General features: G+C 34.6%; 3 protein-coding genes. 1 reads left to right on the plus strand and 2 read right to left on the minus strand.

All coding sequences use genetic code 11. The features are described from left to right. On the plus strand, positions 1-509 hold a 509-nt coding region (locus tag ACYPWY_RS16125), incomplete at its 5' end, for a restriction endonuclease subunit S (RefSeq protein ID WP_459686569.1). A 32-nt stretch (positions 510-541) separates the two neighbouring features. Here the strand turns inward: ACYPWY_RS16125 and ACYPWY_RS16130 are convergent. Then, positions 542-1,345, minus strand: coding sequence for a tyrosine-type recombinase/integrase (locus tag ACYPWY_RS16130; RefSeq protein WP_459686570.1), 804 nt, complete (start codon positions 1,343-1,345; stop codon positions 542-544). A 50-nt stretch (positions 1,346-1,395) separates the two neighbouring features. Continuing rightward, a partial coding sequence (locus tag ACYPWY_RS16135) for a restriction endonuclease subunit S (RefSeq protein ID WP_459686571.1) occupies positions 1,396-1,871 on the minus strand: 476 nt, incomplete at its 5' end.

A 1,871-nucleotide genomic window follows, 5' to 3' on the forward strand; every position in this document is an offset into this window, starting at 1 on the left:
GGTTAAATGATATTGCAAACATTGCTCTTGGAAAAACACTTGATAAACAAAAAAATAAAGGAGAATTTAAGACTTATTTGAGAAGTGTAAATATCCGCTGGGGACATGTTGATTTGGATGATTTAAAAGAAATGAAATTTGAAGAATCGGAGCTTGAAAAATACAATATCCTTGAAGGTGATTTATTGATTTGTGAAGGTGGCGAAGCAGGAAGGTGTGCGGTATGGAAAAATCAATCAGTTTCGGTGAGATACCAAAATGCTATTCATCGAGTAAGATTTTATGCTAAAATCAATTCAGATTTTTATATGTATGCTCTTTGGCATTACAATAATAGCGAAATTTTAGAAGAATATTGCAAAGGTGTTACAATTAAACATTTAACAGGACAATCACTTAATTTGCTTTATTTTCCTCTTCCTCCACTATCCGAACAAAAGCGTATTGTGTCCCAAATAGAAACAATTTTCAATCAATTAGATGAAATCGAACAATCAATAAAAGCGTAGGTTTCAATTTCCTACGCTTTCGTAATTGAGTATTACCATGTAACAACTTTATCAACAATCATTTGTTGTTCGCTCGCTGTCCGTCGCAAATAAATCCGTGTCGTTTCGATACTTTCATGTCCCATTAAATCTGCCAATAGCGCAATGTCGTTGAATTTATCCAAAAAATTCTTGGCAAAGCGATGGCGGAAAGAATGAGGATAAATTACCTTGATGTTCAATCCGTATTTTTCCGCAAAGTGTTTAAGTTGTTGCGAAATACCTCTTGCGGTAATTCGTTCGCCAAAACGGTTTCGAAAAATATATCCCGAAGAAAAACTCTTGTCTTTTAACCATTTTGTGGCTTCTTCCCGTAATTTTTTCGGAATATACAATCGGCGAACTTTCCCGCCTTTGGTGTACATATCCAAGTACCCTGTTTCAACGTGCTCCGCTTTTATTTGCAGTAATTCGCTAATTCTCGCACCGGTTGCCGTCAAAAACCAAACTACAAAATACCATTCGGTATGTCCATCGGTTTTTAGATTGGTTTTCAGAAACTTGTAATCTGCATCACTGACAACGTTTTCGAGGAAGTTTTTTTGTTGCACTTTCACAAATTTGAGTTTCAACCGTTCCTTTTGAATAAATTCGAGGTATTTATTCAATGCCTGCAACCGTAAATTGACCGTTTGGGGTTTGAAGTGCTCCATCAAATAGCCTTTATAGGCTAAAAGATTTTCTTTATCAATCTTTTCATACTGTGCAAGAAAATGATTGATAGTCCATACATAAGACGTAACCGTACTCTTAGAGAGGTCACTTTTCTCAAGAGATTTCTGAAATGTTGTTACCATAATTTTGATATTTAAAAGTTTACGGCAACAAAATTATCTTATGTGAGGTGCTAAAGATTGTTTTGAATGGAATCCAATGATTTGAAGATTGTTTCGATTTGATTTACTATGCGTTTCTGTTCTTCTAAAGGAGGAAGGGGAATAGGAAGATTCAAAATATCTTCTCTTGAAATTCCCGGAATTATACCTTTCGCACTTTCCTTTATGCTACTAATAAAAAACTGGATACAGTATTTTGTGTATTGGATATTTATTGTAGAAATTGCGCGAATTGCCATTATTTGTCTTGCTATATGAATCTCATTCATACTATTAATAAGCAATTCACCCACAGTCCCCTTACAGGTAATGAGCAAATCATTTTTAACAGAAACAACTTTGGGCAAGATAGTCCATCTGCTAATGTTAAATTTTCCATCGCTAATATTACTTGCACCAATAAGGTATGGAATACCAAGCCCTTTATCATTGTATTCGTCATTTTCTAAATCTCTACCCGATATAAGAAGATACAGGTCTGTGAATT

It is taken from the genome of Viscerimonas tarda, from assembly GCF_054601255.1.

Excerpts from the sequence above, each read along its gene's own strand:
- ACYPWY_RS16130 (WP_459686570.1), bottom strand. The coding sequence starts at position 1,345 with ATGGTAACAACATTTCAGAAATCTCTTGAGAAAAGTGACCTCTCTAAG.